The organism is Microbacterium sp. TPD7012, assembly GCF_003075395.1.
GTDB lineage: Bacteria > Actinomycetota > Actinomycetes > Actinomycetales > Microbacteriaceae > Microbacterium.
The window spans coordinates 356,827-379,616 of sequence record NZ_QDFV01000003.1; the positions used below are offsets into that span (position 1 = coordinate 356,827).

Below are 22,790 nucleotides of genomic sequence, written 5' to 3' on the forward strand. Positions count from 1 at the left end.
TCAGCGCCGCAGCCCGGCCTCGACCAGTTCGGTGATCAGATCGCCGTAGCTCAGCCCGGAGGCCACCCAGCACTTCGGGAACATCGAGATCGGCGTGAAGCCGGGCATCGTGTTGAGCTCGTTGACGACCAGCTCACCCGCAGGCGTCAGGAACATGTCGACGCGGGCGAGACCGCGCCCGTCGACGGCCTCGAACGCGCGGATCCCGGCGTCCTGGATCGCGGCGACCTCGGCGTCGGTCAGCTCGGCCGGGCAGACGACGTCGACCCCGTCGCCGCCGAGGTACTTCCCCTCGAAGTCGTAGAACCCGCGAGAAGTCAGCACGATCTCGCCGGGAAGCGACGCCCGCACACCGTCGGCGCTCTCGAGCACCGCGACCTCGATCTCCCGGCCGCTCACCCCGGTCTCGATGAGCACCTTGTCGTCTTCGGCGAAGGCGGTCGCGAGAGCGGCATCCAGCTCGTCCAGGCTCTCGACCTTCGAGACACCGACGCTCGAACCGGCACGCGCCGGCTTCACGAACAGCGGCAGGCCGAGGTCTGCGGCGCTCGCGCGCACCGGCGCGGCATCCTGGTCCCACTCCCGACCTCGGACCGTGACGCCCGGCGCGACGGAGATGCCGGCCGCCTGGAGCGCGATCTTCATGAAGTGCTTGTCCATGCAGAGCGCGGAGTCGAGGACTCCACCGCCGGCGTAGGGAACCTCGAGGGTGTCGAAGAAGCCCTGGATCGTCCCGTCCTCCCCGTGCGTGCCGTGCAGGATGGGCAGGACCACGTCGATCTCGCCGAGCCCCTCGGTGTCACCGTCGGGGTGCACGACCCGCAGAGTGCGGTCGCCACCCGGCTCCGGCCACAGGACGCGGGTGCCGTTGTCGACCACCTCGGGAAGGTGCGCCGCGTCGAGCGGGAACTTCGCGGGGTCGTCGTCCTCGAGGACGAATGCCCCCTCGCGCGTGATCCCCACCGGGATCACGGAGTAGCGGTCGCGATCAATCGCTCCCAGCACGCCCCCCGCCGTTGCGGAACTGATCGAATGCTCGCTGGAGCGCCCTCCGAAGAGCACCACCACCGTCTGCTTGTCCATGGTTGGTCCTCTCACCCTGGGGGGTGTCGTCGTCCGTCGTCAGGTGGGGTGCGATATCGCGGGGATCCATCTTCCCGTCGAGCACCATCTTCACCTGTTCGACGATGGGCATGTCCACCTCGGACTCGCGGGCGAGCTGCAGCACAGGGGCGACGGAGGCGAGGCCTTCCGCCGTCTGCTGCATCTGCTTCACGACATCCTGGAAGCTGTACCCCTGGCCGAGCAGGCGCCCGGCCGTGTTGTTGCGGCTCAGCGGAGACTGGCAGGTCGCGATGAGGTCGCCGAGACCGGCGAGCCCCTGGAGCGTCTCCGGGTGCGCACCGTTCGCCACGGCGAAGTCGGTCATCTCGACGAGGCCGCGGGTGATGATCGAGGCCTTCGTGTTCTCGCCGTAGCCCACGCCGTCCACGATGCCGATCGCGACCGCGATCAGGTTCTTCAGCACACCGCCGAACTCCGTGCCGATCACGTCGGTGTTCACGAACGTGCGGAAGTAGCTGTTTCGCGCCGCCCTCGCGACGATCTCCGCCGTCTCCTGGCTGCGCGAGGAGATCACGGCGGCGGTCGGCTGCTCGCGGGCGATCTCCAGAGCCAGGTTGGGCCCGGATGCCACGGCGATGCGGTCGGGATCGCAGCGCAGCTCCTGCTGGATGACCTGGCTCATGCGCAGTCCGGTGCCGCGCTCGACGCCCTTCATCAGGCTGACGATCTTGGCGTCGCTGTCGGCCAGCAGGGGGCGCAGCGCCTTGAGGTTCTCACGCAGCGACTGGCTCGGCACCGAGAGATAGACCTGCTCCGCGCCCTCGAGCGAGGTGGCCAGCTCATGCGTCGCCGCCATCGAGCGGGGAAGGTTGATGCCTGGCAGGTATCGCGAGTTGCGCTTTGCCTCGTCGATCTCGTGCGCGAGCTCGGCGCGGCGTGCCCACATCGTCACCTGCGCCCCGCCGTCGGCGAGGATCTTGCCGAAGGTGGTGCCCCAGCTGCCGGCGCCGATGACCGTGGCCCGCGGGCCGATCGGGACGGCGGGTCTCTTAGGAGTCAAGGCGACCCGTCTCCTTCTGGCCGTGGCTCGCGGGATTCCAGCGTTCCGCGGGCGCCTTCTCATCGCGCAGCTCCTCGAGCAGAGCGGTGATCGCATCCATCAGACGCGTGGTCGCCTCGTTGAGCGCCGCCGGCTCACCCGCGCGGCTGCGCAGGTCGGAGACGTCGACCGGATCGCCGATGACCACCTGCACGGGCTTGCGCAGCGGCCAGAGGCTGAGGCCCTTCTGGTAGCGGCCCATGATGGCCTGCGTGCCCCACTGCGCCATGGGGATCAGCGGGATGCCGTCGGCGAGGGCCAGTCGCACCGCGCCGGACTTGCCGCGCATCGGCCAGAGCTCGGGGTCGCGCGTGAGCGTGCCCTCCGGGTACACGATGACGCCGCGTCCGTGCTCGACGAGCTCGGCCGACTGCTTCATGGTCTGCTTCGCGGACGCCGCCGACGACGTGCGGGCCACGGGGATCATGCCGGTGCGCTTCAGGAACCACCCCAGCACCGGTACACGGAAGAGGCTCTCCTTGGCCATGAACCGCGGGGCGCGGCCGATGCGCCACACGGCGACGGACACGATCAGCGGATCGAACTCGGAGTAGTGGTTCGGAGCGAGGACGAAGGACCCCTCCTGCGGAAGCTTCTCCGCACCCGTGACGCGGATCTTCGCGATCAGGGCGACCGGTGGGATCACCAGCGCGGCGAGCGGCCAGAACACACTCGGCCGCGTCGTCTCCGACGATCGGGAAGTCACCCGCGTCACCGGATGACGTCGAAGTCGGCGCCCAGTGCGTCGAGCTTGGCCAGGAACTTCTCGTAGCCGCGGCTGAGGATGTCGACGCCCGAGACCTTCGACTCGCCCGTCGCGGTGAGGGCGGCGATGACGTGGCTGTAGCCGCCCCGGAGGTCGGGGACGACGATGTCGGCGCCGTGCAGCGGGGTCGGGCCGGTGATGACGGCGGCCTGCTCCAGCTCGCGACGCGGAACCCGACGAGGACCGGCCTGAAGGCCGTGCGGGTGCACGACGATGTCGGCGCCCATCTTGACCAGCGCGTCGGTGAAGCCCATCCGGTTCTCGTACACGGTCTCGTGCACCACGGAGCGGCCGTGCGCCTGCGTCAGCGCCACCACGAGCGGCTGCTGCCAGTCGGTCATGAAGCCGGGGTGCACGTCGGTCTCGACGACCACGGGCTGGATGTCGCCGTCGCGACGGAAGAGGATGCCGTCCTCCTGGACGTCGAACCAGCCGCCGGCCTTGCGGAACACGTTGAGGAACGTGAGCATCTCCTGCTGCTTCGCGCCGCCGACGAAGATCTCGCCGTCGGTCGCCAGCGCGGCAGACGCCCAGGACGCGGCCTCGTTGCGGTCGAAGATGGAGCGGTGGTCGTAGCCGCGGAGCTTCTCGACGCCCTCGATCACGATGACGCGGTTGGGCTCGTAGGAGATGATCGCGCCCATCTTCTGCAGGACGGCGATGAGATCCATGATCTCGGGCTCGATGGCCGCGTTGCGCAGCTCCGTCGTGCCCTCCGCGCGGACGGCGGTGAGCAGCACCTGCTCGGTGGCGCCGACGCTCGGGTACGGGAGGTGGATGTTCGCCCCGTGCAGACGCCCGTGCGGCGTGGAGAGACGGATGCCGCTGGGGAGCTTCTCGACCACGGCGCCGAACTTGCGGAGCGCGTCCAGGTGGAAGTCGATCGGGCGATCGCCGATGCGGCATCCGCCGAGGTCGGGGATGAACGCCTGACCGAGACGGTGCAGCAGCGGTCCGCAGAAGAGGATCGGGATCCGGGAGGCGCCGGCATGGGCGTCGATCTCCTCGAAGTGCGCCGATTCGACGTCGCTCGGGTCGAACACCAGCGCGCCGGGCTCGTCTCCGTCGGAGACGTTGACGCCGTGCACTTCGAGCAGCGAGCGGACGACGGCCACGTCGCTGATCGCGGGGACGTCGCGGAGCACGCTGACGGTCTCGCCGAGGAGCGAGGCCACCATCGCCTTCGTCGCGAGGTTCTTGGCCCCCTTGACGTCGACGCGACCGCTGAGCGGGCGGCCGCCTCGAATGGCGAGGACGTCTCCGGTGAGAGCGGGGACTCCGTCCGGAAGAGCGTCGCGCACAGGTGTCGTCATTCGGAGCCTCACTTCATTCCACGGATTTCGGGGGCGGGTTGCCCCTGGCTCCCCCGCCCCCTCCGTGTCACTGCACGGGGAGGGTTCGGGGCCGCCACGACTCGCGACGGGCCTCGAACTGCGCGATCTTGTCTTCGTTGCGCAGCGTGAGCCCGATGTCATCGAGCCCTTCGAGGAGCCGCCATCTAGTGTAATCGTCGATCCCGATGTCGGCCTGGACGTCGCCGATCGAGGCGGTGCGCGCCTCGAGATCCACGGTGATCTGCGCCCCGGGATTCCGGTCGATCTCGGCCCAGATCAGCTCGAGATCCTCTTCCGAGATGGTCGCTGCGAGGAGTCCCTGCTTGCCCGAGTTGCCGCGGAAGATGTCGGCGAATCGCGGGCTGAGCACGACCTTGAAGCCGAAGTCGCGCAGCGCCCAGACGGCGTGCTCACGGCTGGATCCGGTTCCGAAGTCAGAGCCGGCGACGAGCACCGAGGCCCCCTGGAACGGCGCCTGGTTGAGGACGAACTCCGGATCCTGACGCCAGGCGTGGAAGAGCGCATCCTCGAAGCCCGTCTTGGTGACCCGCTTCAGGAAGACGGCGGGGATGATCTGATCGGTGTCGACATTGGAGCGCTTCAGCGGAGCCGCGATGCCGGTGTGCGTGGTGAACTTCTCCATGATCAGGCCTCTTCTCCGATGGTGACGAGCAGATCGGCAGGGCTCGACAGCGTGCCGCGGATGGCGGTCGCCGCCGCGACGAGCGGCGACACGAGGTGCGTGCGCCCACCCTTGCCCTGACGGCCCTCGAAGTTGCGGTTGGAGGTCGACGCGCAGCGCTCCCCCGGTGCGAGCTGATCCGGATTCATGCCGAGGCACATCGAGCAGCCTGCGAAGCGCCACTCGGCGCCGAAGTCGGTGATGATCTTGTCCAGGCCCTCGGCCTCTGCCTCGAGCCGCACGCGGGCGGAGCCGGGGACGACCATGACACGGACGCCGTCCGCCTTCTTCTTGCCCTCGATGATCGAGGCGAAGGCGCGCAGGTCCTCGATGCGGCTGTTGGTGCACGAGCCCATGAAGACCGCGTCGACGGGCACCTCCTTGAGCGGCGTCCCCGGCGTGAGGGCCATGTACTCCAGGGCGCGCTCCGCCGCGGCGCGCTCGTTCGGATCGGCGATCTCGGCCGGGTCCGGAACGGATGCCGACAGCGAGCTGCCCTGCCCCGGGTTGGTCCCCCAGGTGACGAACGGCTCGAGCTCGTCGGCGTCGATGAAGACCTCGGCGTCGAACACCGCGCCCTCATCGGTGGGCAGCGTGCGCCAGTAGGCGACGGCATCCTCCCAGTCCTGGCCCTTCGGCGCGTGCTGGCGCCCTTCCAGGTAGGCGAAGGTCGTCTCGTCGGGCGCCACCATTCCGGCGCGGGCGCCGGCCTCGATCGACATGTTGCAGATCGTCATGCGGCCCTCCATCGACAGCGCGCGGATCGCGCTGCCGCGGAACTCCAGGACGTAGCCCTGACCGCCGCCGGTGCCGATCTTGGCGATCACGGCGAGGATGATGTCCTTGGCGGTGACGCCGGGGCGCAACGTGCCCTCGACCGTGATCGCCATGGTCTTGAAGGGCTTGAGCGGCAGCGTCTGCGTGGCCATGACGTGCTCGACCTCGCTCGTGCCGATGCCGAACGCCATGGCGCCGAACGCGCCGTGCGTCGAGGTGTGCGAGTCGCCGCAGACGACGGTGATGCCGGGCATGGTCAGGCCGAGCTGCGGTCCGACCACGTGCACGATGCCCTGCTCGGCGTCGCCCAGCGAGTGCAGGCGCACGCCGAACTCGGCCGCGTTGCGCCGCAGCGTCTCGATCTGCGTGCGACTGGTGAGGTCGGCGATCGGCTTGTCGATCTCCCACGTCGGGGTGTTGTGGTCTTCCGTGGCGATCGTGAGGTCGAGTCGGCGGAGGGGGCGGCCTTCGCTGCGCAGGCCGTCGAAGGCCTGCGGGCTGGTGACCTCGTGCACGAGGTGCAGGTCGATGTAGATGAGGTCCGGTTCGCCGTTCTCGCCCTTGACGACGAGATGGTCGTCCCAGACCTTCTCGGCCAGGGTCCTGCGGCGTGCGGAATCGGAACCGGGTGCGGGGGTGCTCATTGCGTTTCTCCTGAAGCTGGCGGTTCGGCCCACGATGGACTCCGCGACGAGGAGGGGCTCAGAACGAGGTCTCGTCGCGGCCGCTAAGAAGAAGGAGCACGGTCCGCATGACGTCAGATTACCACCGCCCAGGCGTGCTCCGACCCGCCGTGACACTCTGTTCTTCACCCGACCGACCGAGAGGCACCGCATGACCGTCGACACCGCCCGCTTCGCCACCCGTGCGGTGCATGCCGCGAGAGGCCGCGAGACGGCGGCACCCCGAGCCACGCCGATCTACCTCACGGCCGGGTTCGAGTTCGACGACTTCGACCATGCGGCGGACCACTTCGGCACCGGCACCGGATTCGGCTACACCCGCACCGGGAACCCGACCGTGCACGCGGCAGAGCGTCAGCTCGCCGCCCTCGAGTCCGGAGCGGATGCCGTGCTCGTCGCGAGCGGGCAGGCCGCGGTCGTGACGGCGCTGCTGACCGTCGCCGGCGCGGGCGATCACATCGTGACCTCGACGCACATCTACGAGGGGACCCGGGGCCTGTTTCTCGACAACCTCGCCCGACTCGACATCGAGACCACGTTCATCGACGACATCGCCGACCCGGAGGCCTGGCGTGCGGCGATCCGACCCAACACGCGCGCGCTGTTCGCGGAGTCCATCGCCAACGCCCGCAACGACGTGCTCGACGTCGCCGCCATCAGCGCCGTCGCCGACGAGGCGGCCATCCCCCTGATCGTCGACAACACGCTGGCCACTCCCTTCCTGCTGCGCCCGATCGAGCACGGCGCGGCGATCGTCGTGCACTCGGCGTCGAAGTTCCTCGCCGGCCACGGATCGGTCCTCGGCGGGGTGATCGTGGACGACGGTCGCTTCGACGCGGAGCGCGCGGGTCACAACGCACCGCATCTCGTGCTCCCCGGTCGCGGCGGACTGCCGAGCGTCGCCGCCCGGCACGGCGGCCGCGCGCGGATCGCGTACGCACGCGAGTCGGTGGCTCCGCGCTTCGGCGCCTCCCCCTCGCCTCTGAACGCCTTCCTGATCGGTCAGGGCGCGGAGACCCTCGGGCTGCGCGTCGAACGTCAGTCGCGCAACGCCCTGGCGATCGCTCAGTGGCTCGAGGCGCAGGAGGCGGTCGAGAGCGTCGACTACGTCGGCCTGCCGTCGCACCCGGATCACGACACCGCGGTGCGCTACCTCGAGGGCGGCTTCGGCTCCATCTTCACGTTCACTCTTCGCGGCGGCCTCGACGCCGCCCGCCAGTTCGTCGAGCAGGTGCGCGTCTTCACGCACATGACGCACATCGGCGACGTGCGCTCGCTGGTGCTGCATCCCGGCACGACGAGCCACGCGCAGCGCACGGAGGAGGAGCGCGAACTGCTCGGCGTGCGCCCCGGCACGCTGCGCCTGTCCATCGGCATCGAGGACATCGAGGACCTCATCTCCGATCTGGCGCGCGTGCTCGACGCCACGCGCGAGGCGGTGGCATGAGCCGCCCCCAGCACTTCGGGTGGTTCCTCGCCCGCGGTTTCGGGCCGCAGGGGTGGGGCTATCCCGCCCTCGACTGGGACTACGACTGGACGCGCCCCGAGATCTACCAGGAGGCCGCGCGAACGCTCGAGCAGGCGGGTTTCGATCTCGTCATCATCGAGGATGCTCCGTCGATGGGATCGCCGGAGACCATCGACATCCGCGTCCGGCACGCGTTCGGCGGTCCGAAGCACGACCCGCTGCTCCTCGCGCCCTACCTCTTCCAGGCCACGAAGCACCTCGGTGTCGTTCCGACCGTCAACCCGGCGGCGTCTCTCCCCTACACGTCCGCGCGACAGTTCGCGACGCTGCAGCACCTGAGCGCGAATCGTCTCGGCCTCAACGTCGTGACCGACACCGGCAGTGCACGCCACTTCTCGGATGCCGCCCAGCTGGGCCACGACGAGGCGTACGACCGCGCCGAGGAGTGGCTCGACGGCATCCGCTCGCTCTGGCGCAGCTGGGACGAGGGCGCGCTGGTGCGGGATCGCACCACGGACGTGTTCGCGGACGGCGCGAGGATGCGACGCGTGCAGCACCGCGGCACGCACTACTCCTTCGACGGGCCGCTCAACGCACTGCCCTTCACCGACGGCGAGCCTGCGATCGTGTCACCCGGAGGTTCCGGACGCGGCCTCGGCTTCGCCGGAGCGAACTCCGACGTGCAGCTCGCGCTCGCCCCGTTGCACGAGGCATCCGTCCGCGCATACCGGGCGAAGATCCACGATGCCGCCGTCGCCGCGGGCCGCCGCCCCGACGACATCAAGATCCTCTTCGCCATCCAGCCGGTGATCACCTCGTCTTCCGAGGAGGCCGATCGTCTCGTCGCCGCCTCGGCGCACCCCGACGACTCGACCCTCCTGCAGATCGCCCGCAAGCAGTCGAGCGATCTCGAGACCGATCTCACGTCGCTCGACCTCGACAAGCCGCTCGACCTCGAGATCTTCGGCCCTCACGTCTCGCGCGGGAGCATCCAGCGACTGGTCGGCGACCGCGGTGAGAATGCCCCGCTGCGGGCGCACCTGACGGCCCTCGTGCGCGCCGGCCGCTTCTCCGACCGCACCGGCTTCGTCGGGACCGCCGACGAGTTCGCCGATGTGATCGAGGAACTCGGCGAGTGGGGCAACGACGGCGTGCTGCTGTGGGGCGACTTCCACCCGGTGAGCCTGCACCGCACGCTCGACGAGCTGGTCCCCGTGCTCCGCCGGCGCGGCATCCTCCGTCGCGAGTACACGGACGGCGGGCTGCAGGCGAACCTGCGCGCCTTCTGAGTCGTAAGGCTCGTCAGCCGCACTACCAACCCAGCGAGCCCGGGCCGCCCTTGAACGGTCCGACGACCGAGGGCGTGACCCACCCGCCGTAGAAGCCGCCCGGCTGCGGGACGACGACCTCGTCCCCGACGGTGCATCCGTCCATCGGTCCCGCGTACACCGCGACCCGGTCGCGCAGCGTCTCGAACCCCGGCGCGGGATCCGGGTAGTTCCACGCCGCGCCCTCGCGCACCGTGTCTCCGCCGCGCACGTCGAGGTAGCGCGCGGTGCCCTTGAACTCGCAGAACGAGCTGCCCGGAGCATCCGTCAGCGCTCCCGGGACGAAATCGACGATCGGGAGATAGTAGACGGGAGGATGGCTCGTCTCGAGCACCCGCACGGCATCCCGGGTATCGGCGATCAGCACGCCGCCGAGGCGGATGGTCACGCGCTCCCCGACCGGCTCGACCCGAGGTGGCCTCGGGTAGTCCCACACGGATTCCTGCCCCGGAGCGGGGATGACGGGAAGAGGTCGGCGCATCTGTTCAGAGTACGTCGCTCCGTGTTGACTGATGTCATGACCGCGATACCGATGTTCCCGCTCGGCTCGGTGCTCTTCCCGTTCACCCCGCTGCCGCTGCGCGTGTTCGAGCCGCGGTATCTCACGATGGTCGGACGGCTTCTCGACGAGGACGACCCCGAGTTCGGCGTCGTGCTCATCGAGCGCGGCCACGAGGTCGGCGGCGGCGACCGGCGCAGCAGCATCGGCACGATGGCCCGGCTGGTCAGCGTCTCGGCCGGCGCCGAGGTGCTGACCGCCGTCGCTGTCGGCACCGATCGCTTCACGGTCGAGCAATGGCTCGACGACGACCCCTACCCCCGCGCGGATGTCACGCCGCTTCCCCGACTCGAGTGGGACGATGCACTCACCCCGCTGGAGAAGGAGGCCGAGGCCATCGTGCGTCGCACTCTCGCTCGCGCGCCCGAGACGCGGTGGGACGCCGACACCGAGCTCGCCGATGAGCCGCTCGCCGCGGCATGGCAGCTCGCCGCGATCGCTCCGCTGGGCGAATACGACAGGTACACCCTGCTGCAGTCGACGACGGCCGATGCGCTCCTTCGACAGATCATCGATCTCACGCTCGAGGCCGAGCTCCTGTGGTCAGCCGAGTGATCTCACTCGGTGATGACCGCCTTCTTCTCGGCCCGCTTCTCGCGCCCTGAGGCGATGAGGCTGGCGATCGTCGCGATCGTCATCGACGCGATGATCACGCCCAGCGAGACCATGTTGTCGATGTCGGGCACCCACTCGACGTGCTCGCCGCCGTTGATGAACGGCAGCTCGTTCACGTGCAGCGCATGCAGGATGAGCTTGATGCCGATGAAGCCGAGGATCACGGCGATGCCGTAGTGCAGGTAGCGCAGGCGGTCGAGCAGATCGCCGAGCAGGAAGTACAGCTGGCGCAGGCCCATCAGCGCGAAGATGTTCGCCGCGAACACGAGGAAGCCGTTCGTCGTGATCTCGAAGATCGCCGGGATCGAGTCGATCGCGAAGATCAGGTCGGTCACACCGATCGTGATGAGCACGATGACCATCGGAGTGAACATCCGCTTGCCGTCTACCGTGGTGCGCAGCTTCGAACCGTCGTAGTGGTCGCTGATGTCGATGCGCCGACGCAGCAGTCGCACGACGAAGTTCTCGCGCTGCACCTCGCCCTCGTGATCGCCGTCCGGCATCGCCTGGCGGATCGCCGTCCAGATGAGGAATGCGCCGAAGACGTAGAAGATCGGCGAGAAGTTCTCGACGATCGCGACGCCGACGAGGATGAACGCGCCGCGCAGGACGAGGGCGATGATGATCCCGATCATGAGCACCTGCTGCTGCAGCCGCCTCGGAACGGCGAACTGCGCCATGATCAGCACGAAGACGAAGAGGTTGTCGATCGAGAGGCTGTACTCGAGCGCCCATCCGGTGATGAAGTCGCCGGCGTTCTGCCAGCCGCCCACGTTGCCGAGCAGCACCGCGAACAGCAGCGCGAGGCCGACGTAGAACACCACCCAGAGGGTGGACTCCTTCGTCGAGGGGATGTGCGGGCGCAGCTTGATGAGCAGGAGGTCGCCGATGAGGATGATCGTGAGGACGACCATCGAGGTGATCTCGAACCAGAGAGGGATTTCCAAGGGCGCACGGCACCTTTCAGGAGGGTCGGGAAGAAGCCGAAAGTCTCTCCCCCGCACAGAAGTGCGTCGCGCGCCCGGAGCAGCGATGCCGATGCTCGTGATGACGTTACGCGCGGATCCGGGATACTCCCTCTCGCGGGAGCAATGCTACCGGAGCAACACTGCCTCGGAGAACGACATTGCATGGTGGAATAGTCGTCGTGACCTCGACTTCGCACCCAGACCACATCGAACACGGCATCGCTCCCCTGGAGACCCGGCCCCAGAACTCCTGGGCCCGAGCGATCGGCTCGCTCATCTTCGTGAGCCGCTGGCTGCAGGCCCCGCTCTACCTCGGCCTGATCGTCGCCCAGCTGGTCTACGTCGTCGTGTTCATGGTGGAGCTGTGGCACCTGATCGCCGAGGACGTGTTCGGCGACATCACGCACATCGAAGAGGCCACCATCATGCTGACGGTGCTCGGCCTGATCGACGTCGTGATGATCGCGAACCTCCTCATCATGGTGATCATCGGCGGATACGAGACCTTCGTGTCGCGTATCAACACGGAGGGGCACCCGGATCAGCCCGAGTGGCTCTCGCACGTCAATGCGAACGTGCTCAAGGTGAAGCTCGCGATGGCGATCATCGGCATCTCCTCGATCCACCTGCTCAAGACATTCATCGAGGTGGGCGGCATGAGCGAGTCGGGGATCAACGAGGACGGCGAGAAGTACACCCCGACCGGCGTCCTCTGGCAGGTCGTCATCCACTGCGTGTTCATCCTCTCGGCCCTCGCGCTGGCCTGGATCGACAAGATGTCGCAGAGCACGGCGAAGGCCGCGCACGCTGCGGCGCAGACCGCTCCGCAGAACGCCGCGCACTGATCTGAGACGATGGGGCGTCCGTCGACACTTTCCCAGTGAGAGACACCGAACGGAAACAGGATGCCCGTGCAGACGAGTGATCAGAGATGGGCCGCGCAGGCCGCAGCAGGCGACGAGAGCGCCTTCCGCGAGCTGTACCGAGCCCACGTACGACCGGTCTACTGGATCGCCAACGGCATCCTCGCGTCGCCCGCCGACGCCGAGGATGTGACGCAGGAGACCTTCGTGGTCGCGTGGCGCAAGCTCCCGGGGCTCGAGCTCCAGGGCGAGTCGATCCTGCCGTGGCTGGCGACGATCTGCCGATTCCAGGCGGCGAACCGGCTCCGCCAGCGCCGCCGTGACCAGGCTCACACGGCCGAAGCCCTCGACGAGGAGCTGCCGGACACGGTCAGCGTCGAGGAGCAGGTCATCACCGCGGATCTCGCGGCGCGGATCGCCGCCGAGGTCGGCACACTGAGCGAGCTCGATCGCGAGATCTTCCGCCTGTGCGCATCCGAGGGCTATGCCTATCAGGCCGCAGCCGAAGAGCTCGGCGTGAGCCACGCCGTCGTCCGGAACCGTCTCTCCCGAGTGCGCACCCAGTTGCGCGGCGCTGTGAAGGAAGCGAGAGACGCATGAACGACCAGACCCCCCGAGACGAGCTCCCCGAGCTCTCCGACGAGACCATCGCCCGCATCGAGACCTCCGTGTTCTCGGCGATCGAGGCGGAGCGCCCACGCGTGGCGGCGCCGTCCGTGGACCGTGCGCGGACCAGACGGCGTCGCTGGCTGACCGGCGCCGGAGTCGCGGCCGCCTTCGTCGTCGGCGTCCTCGTGACACCCCCGATCCTCGGCGCCGTCGGCGGCGGATCGATGATGACCGCGGACGGTGCCGGCGGAAGCGTCGCCGAGTCCGGCGCCGCCTCCCCCGACCGGAGTCTCGAGATCGCTCCCGGTGCCGTGGATGAGACGGCGACCGTCCCTTCTGCGCTTGCCGGCAAGGAGCTCGCGGTGAGCGACCGGGAGATCATCGCCACCGCCCGCGCCACCGTGCAGGTCAAGAGCATCACGGATGCCGCCGCGGCCATCGCCGCCCTGGCCGAGGAGCGCGGCGGCTACGTCGAGAGCACGGAGATCGGCAAGGCCGTGGCGGTCGACGGCACGACCGAGCCCGTCCCCGCCGATTCCGGCTACGGATGGATCAGCATCCGCGTGCCCTCCGCAGAGCTGTCCGACGTGATCGCCGCTCTCGAGGATTCGGGCGAGGTGCTGTCCTCCTCGATCTCGAAGCAGGACGTCACCTCGGTCGCGATCGACCTCCGCGCCCGCGTCGACGCGACGAAGGCATCCGTCACGCGGCTCACCGAGCTCATGGCCCAGTCGGGCAGTGTCTCGGAGCTGATCGAGGCGGAGGTCGCGCTGACCGACCGTCAGGCGCAGCTCGAGTCCTACGAGCAGCAGCTCGCGTCGATCGAGGATCAGGTCGCGATGTCGACGCTCCAGGTCGAGCTGACCCGCACCACCGCGCCGACGACGGCGGACCCGGCCGGATTCGGCGATGGGCTGCTGGCCGGCTGGAACGGCCTCGTGGTCTCGCTGAACGCACTCGTCATCGCCGTCGGCTTCCTCCTCCCCTGGCTCGCGGTCGCCGGGTTCGTCGTGCTGGTCGTGTGGCTCATCCGCCGGGCCCGTCGCACCCGGCGCGCAAGACGGAACGCGACGACGACGGCGTCCGACGCGGACTGATCGTCTGATCGAGAGCGGCTCCCGGCATCCGTCGGGGGCCGCTCTTCGTTGATTTTCCGGGGTATACAAGAAGTCTTGTGGAAACTGCGGGGCCGCACATAGCGTTCTTCCCGTGGAAGACATCTCCGTGATCACCGCCGTGCACCACCCACTGCGTCGCCGCATGTTCGACTATCTGCTGCTGTTCGGCGCCTCGCAGGTGACAGCGCTCTCCCGTGCGCTCGACAGCCAGGTGGGGAGCATCAGTCACCATCTGCGGATGCTGGAACGCGCGGGCATCGTGGAGCGTGTGGAGGATCCGACCGGCGACAAGCGCACCAGCTGGTGGAGAGTCGCACGCCGCGGCCTGACCTGGTCGGCCGACGACTTCGCCGATTCCCCCGCCGACGCACTCCTCGCACGTGAGGCGCAGCGCCAGGGCATCCGCCTGCAGTTCGAGCGGCTGCAGCGCTGGCACCGCCACCGCCACGATGCGGACTACGCAGATTACGACGGCTACAGCACCGACAGCACCGCCTGGGCGTCACCGGCCGAGCTGCAGGACCTCTCGATGCGGCTCCTCGCCACGATCCGCGACTGGCAGGAGTCGATCGACGTCCGAGACGGGCAGGACCGCACCCCGGTCTTCCTCTTCGCCCACGCCTTCCCCTCGGAGCCCTGATGACCGCTGTCGTCGATCCGGTGCAGATGCGCGAGGTTCCACCGTTCCGCCGCGATCGTCTCGTGCACGCGTGGATCGGGGTGAAGGCCCTGTCGGACGCCGGAGATGCGCTCTGGACCATCGCGCTGGTCTGGACGGCTGTGCAGACCGCCTCTCCCGCCGTCGCCGGCCTGATCGTCGCCGCCGGCACCGTGCCGCGAGCGGTGGTGCTGCTGTTCGGGGGCGTGATCGCGGATCGAGCCGATGCGCGCCTGGTCATGCTCCTGTTCAACACCATCCGAGTCGGCGTGCTCGTCGCGGTGACGCTCTGGGTGCTCGCCACCCCGCCGACCGTGGCCGTGCTGCTGTTCGCCGCGATCGCGTTCGGCGTGTGCGACGCCTTCTACGAACCCTCGGCCGGCACGATCTCGCGCCGACTGGTCCGGGCATCCGACCTGCCGACCTACGGCGCCGCGGCGCAGACGGCGTCGCGTCTGGGGACCATGGGCGGCGCCGCCGTCGGGGGCGTCATCGTCGCCCACGCCGGTCTCGCAGGGAGCGCAGCCGCGAACGCGCTGACCTTCACCTTCGTCGTCGCGTTCCTCGCGATCTGGCTGCGACCGCGCTTCCTGCTCGCGCGCGCCGAGAAGGAGTCCGCGCTGCGCGGGATCGCCGGCGGCTTCCGCCATCTCGCCGCCACCCCCACGACACGCACGCTCGTGCTCGCCCTCTCCGGCCTCAACCTGGCCGTGGGACCGGCGGTCGGCATCGGACTCGCGCTGCGAGCTCACGACCAGGGTTGGGGCGCGCCGGCCGTCGGACTCTTCGAGGCGCTTCTCGGCCTGGGCGCGGCGATCGGCGCCGTCTCCGTCGCGAAGTGGCGTCCGCGCCGCGAGGCGGTCGCGGGGTTCTGGGCGCTCGTCGTGCAGGGCGCGGCAATCGTCGCCCTCGGATTCGGGCCGATCTGGACCGTGGCGGCATCCGCCTTCGTCGTCGGCGCGACGGCCGGATACGCCTCGGTGCTGCTGAGCGCGACGTTCTCGGCGACCGTCGACACCGCCTATCTCGGACGCATGGGCTCGATCACGCGGCTGGGCGACGACTGCCTGATGCCGCTCGCCATGGCCGGGTTCGGTGCGCTGGCTTCGGCGACCTCCGTCTGGGTGCCCTTCGTGCTCTTCGGGGTCACGATGATGGGGCTGATGGTCGTGCCTCTCCGCACCGCCACCTTCCGCGAGATGTCTTTGCGCTCCGGCCGATGACACCCGAATACGAGGAAAGCCCCCGGCGAACCGGGGGCTTTCTCGTGTCGTGTGACCCCAGCGGGATTCGAACCCGCGTTACCGCCGTGAGAGGGCAGCGTACTAGGCCGCTATACGATGGGGCCGTCTGGCCGGACGTTTCCGTCCCGCGACAACCGTTCAAGTATGCCACGACGATTCTCGGTCCGCAAAATCGAGGCCGCCCTTCGCGAACTCTCGGGCGTGGCGGGCGGCGAATGTGTTTGCCGCCGAGCGTCCGAAGGGGTTGACTCGTCTCATGCGCGTCACGAAGTTCGAACATGCCACCCTCCGCATCGATGTGGACCAGGACACCCTCCTGATCGATCCGGGCTCCTTCACGTCTCCGCTGGTCGACCTCGGCGGCCTCGTCGGCGTCGTGATCACGCACGAGCACCCGGATCACTGGACTCCGGACCACCTGGATCGCATCCTGCGCGATGCCCCCGGGACCCCGATCTACGCGCCGTCCGGCGTCGCGCGCGCTGCCGAGGGATACGAGATCACCGTCGTCGCTCCCGGCGACACGATCGAGGTCGGGGCGTTCACCCTGCGGTTCTTCGGCGGCACGCACGAGGTCATCCACTCCTCGCTCCCGGTCGTCGAGAACGTCGGCGTGCTCGTGAACGACGAGCTCTACTACCCGGGCGACTCCTACGCGGTGCCGGAGGGCGTCGAGGTCGACACGCTCGCAGCTCCGCTGGGCGCGCCGTGGCTCAAGATCGGCGAGGCCATGGACTACGTGCTCGCGGTGAAGCCGAAGCGCTCGTTCGGCACCCACGACATGACCCTCTCCGTCATCGGCAAGAACATGCACCGCCAGCGCCTGCAGTGGGCGACGGAACAGGGCGGCGGTGCGTTCACGGTGCTCGAGCCCGGCGACTCGCTCGACCTGTGACAGGCCCCGTTCGTCGGCTCCTGCCGGAGCCGACCCCTCGTCTGCGCTTCCGCGAGATGACCGCCGGCGACCTCGATGCGATGGCCGAACTGCTGGGCGACCCCGAGGTGATGGCGTACTACCCGGCGCCGAAGACCCGGTCGGAGAGCGCCGACTGGATCGCACGCATGCGGGACAGGTACGAGAGCCACGGCCACGCCCTCTGGATCATCGAGACGCACGACGGCGTGTTCGTGGGCGACTGCGGCCTCACGTGGCAGTCGGTCAACGAAGCTCCGGTGCTGGAGGTCGGCTACCACGTGCACCGATCCCTGCAGCGGCAGGGGCTGGCGACCGAGGCGGCGCGGGCATGTGTGGATCTCGTCGCACAGGAGTTCGCGCCGACGCTGCTGACCGCGATCATCCATCCGGACAACACCGCGTCGCGCCGTGTCGCGGAGAATCTGGGCATGACCCACATCGACGACGACCACGCGCATCCGTGGATCGTTCGCACCGTGATGGGGATGCAGGTCTCTCCGCGCTAGCTCCGCGTGATCGCCCGCACCCGGAGCGAGCGCTCCAGATGGTCGCGCTGCTCGATGACGAGGCGCCGGAGGGCTGCGGGCGCCTCCGCGTGCTCGGCGAGCCATGCGTCTGCCCGGTCCAGGGAGTCGCCCGCGGGGAAGAGCCCGACCACGAGGCGTCTCGCCAGCTCGATGCTGCGCGCGTCCCACGCCTCGCGGATCCGGGCGAAGTACTCCGCGTCGAACTCCGCGATCAGATCGCGACGCCCTCCCGCCCGGAAGCCGGCGATCTCGGCATCCAGATGGTCGTTGCTCAGCGAGTGATCGGTCCACGCCGTGTTCCAGGCCTGCCGACGCACCGCCGCATCCGGGCGCGACGACAGGGCGCGCCGCTCGGCGGTGCGCCCGCTGCCGGTGTCGTCGTGCGCGAGCTCGGCGGCGATGTCGTCGGCGCCCGCATGGCCCGTCGTCACGAGAGCCGTGAGCAGCTGCCAGCGCAGATCGGGGTCGACGGTGAGACCGTCCGGAACCCGGCCGTCGAGCATCGCCCGCAGCTCGACGTGCCGTACGTCGTCGAAAGCGGATGCCGAGGCGAGGGCCCTCGCCCACGACAGCTGCGCGTCGCCGCCGGGCTCCGCGACCTGCAGAGCGCTCCCCGCCGCTTCTGTCCAGGCGCGCTGCTCGTCGGCGCGGTGCGCGTCGGGGACGAACTGGCGCACCGCCACGGCGGCGTTGGCGAGCACACCGGAGAGCAGCCCGATGTTCCCCTCCCCCGGGGCGTGCGTCCGCACGATCGAGAGGTAGCGACGCGCATCGAGCACGCCGTCGCGGGTCGCGTTCCACAGCGACGACCACACGAGGGCCCGCGCCAGCGGATCATCGACCGCGGACAGCGACTCCTCGACGGTGCGGAGCGAACGCTCGTCGAGCCGGGCCTTCGCATACGTGAGGTCGTCGTCGTTGACCAGCACGAGATCGGCCTCGCCGAGCTCGATCTCGGTCTGCTCGCCGACGATGTCGAGTTCGCGCTGCTCGCGCCGCACCACGCGCCCGTCGACGCGGTCGTAGAGACCGATGCGCAGGCGGTGCGGGCGCGGATCGGTCTGCCGCAGCGTGCGGCGGCCCTCGGCATCCGTCTCGATCCACAGGGCCGACACCCCGGATGTCTGCAGCCATGCGCGCGACCAGTCGCTCATGTCGCGGCCCGACACGGCGCTCAGCTCGACGAGGAAGTCGTCCAGGGTCGTGTTGCCGAAGGCGTTCGCGGCGAAGTACCGGCGCGCTCCCTCGAAGAAGGCATCGTCGCCCACGAACGCGACGAGCTGCTTGAGCACGGCGGCGCCCTTGGCGTACGTGATGCCGTCGAAGTTCAGCTTCGCGGCCTCGAGGTCGGTGATGTCGGCGACGATCGGGTGGGTGGTCGGCAACTGGTCCTGCTGATACGCCCAGGCCTTGCGGTTCGCGGCGAACTTCACCCATGCGTCGTGGAATCGCGTCGCGACCGCTGAGGCGTGCGACCCCATGTAGTCGGCGAACGACTCCTTCAGCCAGAGGTCGTCCCACCACTTCATCGTGACGAGGTCCCCGAACCACATGTGCGCCATCTCGTGCAGGATCGTGTTCGCGCGGGCGGCGCGCTGGGCGTCGGTGGCCGCGCCGCGGGAGATGTACCCCTCGGTGAACGTCACGAGACCCGGGTTCTCCATGGCGCCGAGGTTGTACTCGGGCACGAAGATCTGATCGTACTTCCCCCACGGGTACGGGTAGGCGAAGGCATCCGTGAAGAAGTCGAGGCCCTGTCGGGTGATCTCGAGGATCTCGTCGGACTCCAGGTGCTTCGAGAGGGAACGGCGCACGAACACGCCGAGCGCGATGCGCTGGTCGTCGCGCTCCCAGGCTCCGTCGACCCGCGCGTAGGGACCGGCGGCGACGACCGTGATGTAGCTCGAGATCGGCAGCGTCGGGGCGAACTGCACGCGCTGCACGCCGAGGCCGGGATCGGTGCGCTCCGGGGCCTGGTTGGAGAGGACCTCCCAGCCGGAAGGCGCATCCACGACGAACGTGTAGGCGGCCTTCATGTCGGGCTGCTCGAAGCAGGCCATCACCCGGCGGGAGTCCGCGGGCTCGTACTGCGTGTAGAGGTACGTCGCATCGTCGACGGGATCATGGAACCGGTGCAGTCCCTCCCCCGATCGGCTGTAAGCCCCGACGGCCTCGACGCGGACCACGTTGGCAGTCGTCAGCCCCGACAGCACGATGCGGGCGCCGTCGTACTCGACAGGGCGCTCCTCACCGTTCACGACGACGCGACGCACCTCCTCTCCGATGAAGTCGAGCCAGGTCGCGTCGACCGTCGCGTCGAACTCGAGAGTCGTCGTCGTCGGGAAGCCGGTGCGTGCGCGCTCCGGCGCTCCGGTCAGGTCGAGCTCGACGCGGATGCTGCGCAGAGTGACCGCCGCGGATCGCGCCGCGGTCTCCTGTCGGCTGAGGTTGGCGGTGTCCATCCCACCATCCTTTCATCCGGCGGCTACCGACCCGGACGCCCGCCCTCGCTCAGCGCCGACGCTCTCTCTTCTCGCGCCGTCCGGCCTTGCGGCTCTTCTCGGGCCCGCCGAGCAGACGACGGATGGCCGTCTCCGGCGTCACGGTCAGATCGAGCGTCTGTCCGCGGGCGTAGAGCCGGAAGACACGGGGGTCGATGTAGCTGCCGCGCGCGACGGCCGTCGTGTTCCCGAGTGCCGTCGCCGTCGCCTGGACCGCGAGACGCTCCGCCCTGGCCCGATCCCCGCGACGGTCGAGCTCGCCGATCTGCGCCAGCGCATCCGCGGCGGTGATCGTGCCGTGCAGGGTCCGGAAGTCCTTCGCCGAGAACGTGGCACCCGTGATCTCGCGCACGTACGCGTTGACCTCCGCCGGAGTGATGCGCACCCGCCGACGCCCCCTGCGGTAGGCGAGGAGGAACTCCCGTGGACCACCCGCGGCGAATTCGGTGAGGGCCTCGGCGAGTGAGTCGTCCGTGATCTCGATCGACGCCGTCCTGCCGCTCTTCGCGGGGAAGGACAGGGCGACAGCGCTGCCGTCGAGCTTCACGTCGCGTCTGCGCAGGGTCGTCAGCCCGCGGCTGCCGTGACGCACGAGGTATCGCTCGGATCCGATGCGGAGCGCGGCGTCGTCGAGCAGGCGGAAGGCGATCGCGAGAGCCTTGGCCTTCGTCTGCCCGTCGTCACCGAGCGCGCGGGTCACCTGGGCCCTGGCACCCGGAAGCGCGGCGGCGAGGTCGAGCGCGCGGATGAACTTGCGTCGATCACGCGAGACCCGCCAGAGCGGGTGATACAGGTACTGCTTGCGTCCGGCTTCGTCGATGCCCACGGCCTGGATGTGAGCCAGGGGGTCGGCGGCGATCCAGACGTCGGTCCATGCCGGCGGGATCACCAGGTCGCTGACCCGCTCCCGATCGGCCTCCGGAGCCGTCTCACCCGCCGCATCCACGTAGCGGAACCCGGACCCGGATCGCACACGACGGAATCCGGGGTCCTGCCCGGGAACGACGCGGTTCAGTCTCGCCATCCGCTCTGCCTCCTCGACTCATTGTCGGATCGAGGATGTCGTGCTTGCTTCGCCACTGAAAGGGAGTGGCGTCGCGTGCTCTGCCGTGCTATCGCGCCTCAGCACGGGGTGCGGCGAAGGCGCTGCGCATATGGTCGCTCGTGAGGAAGTCGGCGATGCCGATCATGATCAGGCTGAAGACGATCTGCTCGGAGACCATCCAGAGCGGGTAGAGGCCGGGGGTCGCCGCCATCACGAGCGTGATCACCGGGAAGATCTGCGCGAACAGCCGCAGCCGTCGATACGCCCACCGCCATCCTCGCCGCGCCCGCCAGGCGAGGGAGAACAAGGTGGCGGTCATCGCGAGCACGACCAGCGTCCGCATCCAGACGGCGAAGGAGACCGGCTCCCCCTCGACGGCGAGCAGCAACGCGACCACGACGGCTCCGACGCCGATCACGAGCTCGACGACGAGAAGCCAGAGGATCCAGGTGAACGCTCGCACGGTCTTGGGGTGTGTGCGGTCGGCCTCGCTGATCGCGACGCCGGCCTGCCGCCCGCCCGCGATCCGGTCGAGACGGAGGAAGAGGGATTCCAGAGCCATGGCTGGAGCCTAAGGGCTTCGACCCCCGCCGTCGTCGTCCGTTCGATGGATGCCGGAAACGCCCGCAGCCCCGGCATCCGGTCCGCCATCGGCACCGACCGACGACACTCCGTTCGCCTCGGGCAGGACGACCCGTTCGAGCACCAGGGCCAGCACGCCGACGGCGAGGCTCCCCGCGATCATCACGCCGATGAACCAGCCGTCCCATCCCCCGCCGAGCATCACACCGGCCACGAGCGGTCCCGTGATGGCGCCGCCCTGGAAGGCCGCGGAGTTGATCGCGTTGTAGCGCCCTCTCGTGCGGTCGGAGGCGAGATCGTTGTAGATGGCGGGGACCGTGGGCTGCAGCATCGTCTCCCCGAATGCGAAGACGCCCATGAAGGCGATCACACCGATCGCTGCCGTCACCGAGCCGGGAAGGAATCCCGTCGCTCCGAGAATCACCCACGACAGCGCCCAGATGAGCGCCATCACCTGCATGACCCTGGTGCGTCGTCGGCCGGAGATGAGCCGGAGCACCGCGAACTGCAGCAGAACGATCACCGCCGTGTTCACGGCGAACGAGAGGCCGACCACCTGCGTCGACACCTCGGAGACCTGCCGCGCGAATGCCGGGAACCCCGCCTCCATCTGCCCGTATCCGATGAACACGGCCAGGAACGTCAGCAGGGTGAGCCACAGGACGGCCGGCCGACGGAGGATCTCGCGGTACCCGCCGACCGGGGGTGCGTCGGCCTCGGCCTCGTGCTGAGTGCGCACGTGGCGGAGCGGTCCGAGCAGCAGCGCCAGCGGGATGAGACTGCTCGCCGCATCGACCAGGAAGATCGTCGTGAACGTCGTGGGGTCGTGCACGTCGACGAAGAACCCGCCGATCACACCGCCGACGCCGATGCCGAGATTCACCAGAGCGAAGTTGACGCCGAAGTACTGCTGACGCACCTCGCCGTCGACGACCGTGGCGATGAGCGCGTTGAACCCCGGCCATGAGACGCCGAAGTTGACGCCGATGAGGATGACGGCGATCGCGGCGACCGCCGGATGCGTGGCGAACGCGAGCAGCGCGCAGCCCGCGATCATCGACAGGAGTCCGACGATCAGCACGCGCCGCGCGCCGAAACGGTCGATCAGCGTCCCGCCGGGGCCCGTGACGATCAATCCGGTGATCGCGATGAGGCTCATCAGCGCGCCCGAGATGCCGAGATCGAATCCGCGGACCTCGTGGAGATAGATGATCGTGAACGGGAGCGTCATCCCTCGACCGAGAGTCTGGATCGCCACGGTCGACAGCAGCCAGCGCCCTTCGGTGGGCAGCGCGTTCCAGAAGCTTCTCATGCCGGTCACCCGAGCATTCTTCCCGATGCCTCCGACATTCTCTGTGCGCAGGGCCGTATCACCCGAACGCG

General features: G+C 69.0%; 22 protein-coding genes and 1 tRNA gene. 10 read left to right on the top strand and 13 right to left on the bottom strand.

Annotated elements, in window-relative coordinates; translation table 11 throughout:
• The 6 genes from DC434_RS09835 to leuC all read right to left on the bottom strand — a co-directional run bounded on the left by DC434_RS09835 (nt 1) and on the right by leuC (nt 6,367).
• A complete protein-coding gene (locus DC434_RS09835) occupies nt 1-1,083 on the bottom strand; it encodes a D-alanine--D-alanine ligase family protein (RefSeq protein ID WP_116635099.1) in 1,083 nt (360 codons plus the stop codon).
• On the bottom strand, nt 989-2,125 hold the full coding sequence (locus tag DC434_RS09840) for an NAD(P)H-dependent glycerol-3-phosphate dehydrogenase (RefSeq protein ID WP_116635100.1): 1,137 nt from the start codon (nt 2,123-2,125) through the stop codon (nt 989-991). Before DC434_RS09840 ends, DC434_RS09835 begins: the two co-directional genes overlap by 95 nt.
• A complete protein-coding gene (locus tag DC434_RS09845; RefSeq protein WP_116635101.1) occupies nt 2,115-2,879 on the bottom strand; it encodes a lysophospholipid acyltransferase family protein in 765 nt (254 codons plus the stop codon). Before DC434_RS09845 ends, DC434_RS09840 begins: the two co-directional genes overlap by 11 nt.
• On the bottom strand, nt 2,876-4,243 hold the full coding sequence (gene murA / locus DC434_RS09850) for a UDP-N-acetylglucosamine 1-carboxyvinyltransferase (protein ID WP_116635102.1): 1,368 nt from the start codon (nt 4,241-4,243) through the stop codon (nt 2,876-2,878). Before murA ends, DC434_RS09845 begins: the two co-directional genes overlap by 4 nt.
• A 67-nt stretch (nt 4,244-4,310) precedes the next feature.
• Nucleotides 4,311-4,907 carry a 3-isopropylmalate dehydratase small subunit gene (gene leuD, locus DC434_RS09855; RefSeq protein ID WP_116635103.1) on the bottom strand — a complete coding sequence of 199 codons (597 nt, stop codon included), beginning with the start codon at nt 4,905-4,907 and terminating at the stop codon, nt 4,311-4,313.
• A 2-nt stretch (nt 4,908-4,909) separates the two neighbouring features.
• On the bottom strand, nt 4,910-6,367 hold the full coding sequence (gene leuC / locus DC434_RS09860) for a 3-isopropylmalate dehydratase large subunit (protein ID WP_116635104.1): 1,458 nt from the start codon (nt 6,365-6,367) through the stop codon (nt 4,910-4,912).
• A gap of 190 nt (nt 6,368-6,557) precedes the next feature.
• On the opposite strand from leuC, the gene DC434_RS09865 reads away from it, so the two are divergent.
• Together DC434_RS09865 and DC434_RS09870 are read left to right on the top strand one after the other, a co-directional pair.
• Nucleotides 6,558-7,853, top strand: a complete 1,296-nt coding sequence (locus DC434_RS09865) for a PLP-dependent transferase (protein ID WP_116635105.1) — start codon at nt 6,558-6,560, stop codon at nt 7,851-7,853.
• Entirely contained in the window at nt 7,850-9,163 is a 1,314-nt protein-coding gene (locus DC434_RS09870) for an LLM class flavin-dependent oxidoreductase (protein ID WP_116635106.1), read from the top strand. Before DC434_RS09865 ends, DC434_RS09870 begins: the two co-directional genes overlap by 4 nt.
• Nucleotides 9,164-9,185: 22 nt before the next feature.
• Here DC434_RS09870 and DC434_RS09875 read toward each other — a convergent pair whose 3' ends face one another.
• Nucleotides 9,186-9,683, bottom strand: a complete 498-nt coding sequence (locus DC434_RS09875; protein ID WP_116635107.1) for a DUF427 domain-containing protein — start codon at nt 9,681-9,683, stop codon at nt 9,186-9,188.
• Between the two features lie 36 nt (nt 9,684-9,719).
• Between DC434_RS09875 and DC434_RS09880 the strand changes: the two genes are divergently transcribed.
• Entirely contained in the window at nt 9,720-10,316 is a 597-nt protein-coding gene (locus DC434_RS09880; RefSeq protein WP_116635108.1) for an LON peptidase substrate-binding domain-containing protein, read from the top strand.
• A 2-nt stretch (nt 10,317-10,318) separates the two neighbouring features.
• Here the strand turns inward: DC434_RS09880 and DC434_RS09885 are convergent, their stop codons facing one another.
• Nucleotides 10,319-11,323 (bottom strand): TerC/Alx family metal homeostasis membrane protein, encoded by a 1,005-nt coding sequence (locus DC434_RS09885; RefSeq protein WP_116635109.1) that lies wholly within the window; start codon nt 11,321-11,323, stop codon nt 10,319-10,321.
• 200 nt (nt 11,324-11,523) lie between these two features.
• On the opposite strand from DC434_RS09885, the gene DC434_RS09890 reads away from it, so the two are divergent.
• The 5 genes from DC434_RS09890 to DC434_RS09910 all read left to right on the top strand — a co-directional run bounded on the left by DC434_RS09890 (nt 11,524) and on the right by DC434_RS09910 (nt 15,815).
• Nucleotides 11,524-12,189, top strand: a complete 666-nt coding sequence (locus DC434_RS09890) for a TIGR00645 family protein (RefSeq protein ID WP_243408880.1) — start codon at nt 11,524-11,526, stop codon at nt 12,187-12,189.
• 60 nt (nt 12,190-12,249) lie between these two features.
• Nucleotides 12,250-12,807, top strand: a complete 558-nt coding sequence (locus DC434_RS09895; protein WP_116635110.1) for a sigma-70 family RNA polymerase sigma factor — start codon at nt 12,250-12,252, stop codon at nt 12,805-12,807.
• A complete protein-coding gene (locus DC434_RS09900; RefSeq protein ID WP_116635111.1) occupies nt 12,804-13,913 on the top strand; it encodes a DUF4349 domain-containing protein in 1,110 nt (369 codons plus the stop codon). Before DC434_RS09895 ends, DC434_RS09900 begins: the two co-directional genes overlap by 4 nt.
• 112 nt (nt 13,914-14,025) lie before the next feature.
• Nucleotides 14,026-14,574, top strand: coding sequence for a winged helix-turn-helix domain-containing protein (locus DC434_RS09905; protein ID WP_116635112.1), 549 nt, complete (start codon nt 14,026-14,028; stop codon nt 14,572-14,574).
• Complete coding sequence (locus DC434_RS09910) at nt 14,574-15,815, top strand: MFS transporter (protein ID WP_116635113.1); 1,242 nt, start codon at nt 14,574-14,576, stop codon at nt 15,813-15,815. The genes DC434_RS09905 and DC434_RS09910 overlap by 1 nt, the downstream gene beginning before the upstream one ends.
• Nucleotides 15,816-15,867: 52 nt before the next feature.
• Here the strand turns inward: DC434_RS09910 and DC434_RS09915 are convergent.
• Nucleotides 15,868-15,940: transfer RNA gene (locus tag DC434_RS09915), tRNA-Glu, on the bottom strand.
• Nucleotides 15,941-16,092: 152 nt separating this feature from the next.
• Here DC434_RS09915 and DC434_RS09920 point away from each other — a divergent pair.
• Both DC434_RS09920 and DC434_RS09925 read left to right on the top strand, forming a co-directional pair.
• Nucleotides 16,093-16,731: an MBL fold metallo-hydrolase gene (locus DC434_RS09920; protein WP_116635114.1), complete on the top strand. Its 639-nt coding sequence runs from the start codon at nt 16,093-16,095 to the stop codon at nt 16,729-16,731.
• Nucleotides 16,728-17,258, top strand: coding sequence for a GNAT family N-acetyltransferase (locus tag DC434_RS09925; RefSeq protein WP_279303207.1), 531 nt, complete (start codon nt 16,728-16,730; stop codon nt 17,256-17,258). The genes DC434_RS09920 and DC434_RS09925 overlap by 4 nt, the downstream gene beginning before the upstream one ends.
• On the opposite strand, the gene pepN is transcribed toward DC434_RS09925, so the two are convergent.
• From pepN to DC434_RS09945, 4 genes are all read right to left on the bottom strand, one after another.
• Nucleotides 17,255-19,741, bottom strand: coding sequence for an aminopeptidase N (pepN, locus tag DC434_RS09930; protein WP_116635116.1), 2,487 nt, complete (start codon nt 19,739-19,741; stop codon nt 17,255-17,257). The two genes, DC434_RS09925 and pepN, sit on opposite strands and share 4 nt — an antisense overlap.
• Nucleotides 19,742-19,790: 49 nt before the next feature.
• Nucleotides 19,791-20,804 (bottom strand): DNA topoisomerase IB, encoded by a 1,014-nt coding sequence (locus DC434_RS09935; RefSeq protein ID WP_116635117.1) that lies wholly within the window; start codon nt 20,802-20,804, stop codon nt 19,791-19,793.
• A gap of 88 nt (nt 20,805-20,892) precedes the next feature.
• Nucleotides 20,893-21,387 carry a hypothetical protein gene (locus tag DC434_RS09940; protein ID WP_116635118.1) on the bottom strand — a complete coding sequence of 165 codons (495 nt, stop codon included), beginning with the start codon at nt 21,385-21,387 and terminating at the stop codon, nt 20,893-20,895.
• Nucleotides 21,388-21,396: 9 nt separating this feature from the next.
• Nucleotides 21,397-22,719: an MFS transporter gene (locus DC434_RS09945; RefSeq protein ID WP_243408903.1), complete on the bottom strand. Its 1,323-nt coding sequence runs from the start codon at nt 22,717-22,719 to the stop codon at nt 21,397-21,399.
• Between the last annotated feature and the right edge of the window lie 71 nt (nt 22,720-22,790).